The organism is Nocardioides bruguierae (assembly GCF_023554635.1).
In the GTDB taxonomy this organism is placed as follows: domain Bacteria; phylum Actinomycetota; class Actinomycetes; order Propionibacteriales; family Nocardioidaceae; genus Nocardioides; species Nocardioides bruguierae.
Genome location: NZ_JAMJPH010000046.1, coordinates 1 through 1,421, shown reverse-complemented (window position 1 = coordinate 1,421; position 1,421 = coordinate 1). Strand labels below are relative to the sequence as shown.

Genomic DNA, 1,421 nt, shown 5'->3' with positions numbered 1-1,421 from the left:
GTGAGCCCGTCGGTGAGCCCGTCGGTGAGCCCGTCGGTGAGCCCGTCGGTGAGCCCGTCGGTGAGCCCGTCGGTGAGCCCGTCGGTGAGCCCGAAGGCTCGGTCGTAGTCGGTGAGGTCGCGGACCAGATCGTGCGTGGCACTGGGGTCGGTATCCGCACGGGTCGTGGCGTGAGTGGTGGCGCGGGTGGCAGTGCCGGCGTCACCGGCCGACGTGGCTTGCGTGGCGTTCTGCTGGTACTGCTCGCGCAGGAGCTTGGCCGTGGTGACGTGTTCGGGGTCGGTGATGGTCATGCCACGGGCCCACACGCGTTGATGGGCCGCGACCAGGCGTCCCTCGTGCCTGACCTCGACGCGGTCCAGGTCTGCGCGGACGTCGACGAGCCGGCCGATCATGTTCGGGTCGACGGAGTAGTCGCAGGTGTCGATACGGACGTAGTAGTCGCGTCCCAGCCTGACCCGGTTGTCCCAGCCGACCGAGGGGTGAATCGGTGGCAGCGGGAGCATCGCTGCGCGGTCAGCGGTCAGCAGCTCGACGGGCCGCTTCTTCAGGGTCCGCACGACCCGGTTGTTGGCGACCTCGAGCCACGTGCGCAGCTGGGTGTTGAAGTCGGCCGGCCCCGTGAACGTCCGGCCGGGCATGAAGGAGGTCTCGAGGTAGCCGTTGCGGCGCTCGACGATGCCCTTGGACTGCGGGTCGTAGGGCTTGAGGCGCTGCACCGTGGTGGCCAGTACGCCGGCGAACTCAGCGACGCCGGCGGCGTGGCGACGACCGCGGCCGATGCCGGACTCGTTGTCCCAGATCAACCTGCGCGGGACCGCACCGAGTTCGCGGATCAGCTGCCACATGCCGAGCAGGAGATCCTCGGTGTGCCGGGTCGGGATCATCGTGGCCAGCGTGTACCGCGAGTGCGCAGCGGTGATCACCAGTACCGGGAGCAGTGCTCGGGTGCCGTCCTCGAGTGGGATCTTCCTCGGTGGGAACCACAGGTCGCACTGCGCGGCATCGCCCGCGATCCACGTCAGCCGGTCGGCAGGGTCCACGGGCCGGGCGGCGGGCCGCAGCCGCCGCACGTTCTCGCGGAACCAGGTGATCGACCCGGTCCACCCGACCCGCTCGGCGATCACGGTGGCCGGCATGTCGGGAGTCGCGGTCAGCAGCTGCCGCACCATCGGCTCCACGACGGTGAACGACGTCGAAACCGGCGGCCGCTGGTACTTCGGCGGGGCAGTGGAGGCCACCGCTCGGGCCACGGTCCCGCGTCCGATCCCCAGCTCCCGAGCGACCTGCCGCTGCGGGACACCGTCCGCGACAAGCCTCCGGATCAGAGCCCAATCCTCCATCGAGATCACCCATCCAATCTGTCTGGGTGGCCCCGTTTTCGACCGTCGTTCTGGCCCCAGATTGGAGCGTCGTCGTCA

Annotated in this window: 1 protein-coding gene; it reads right to left on the bottom strand. The window is 69.7% G+C overall.

Annotated features, from left to right (window positions below):
- Positions 1–1,352 (bottom strand): IS21 family transposase (gene istA, locus M8316_RS20320; protein WP_372490616.1); only part of this gene is annotated, 1,352 nt, incomplete at its 3' end.
- Positions 1,353–1,421: the final 69 nt, after the last annotated feature.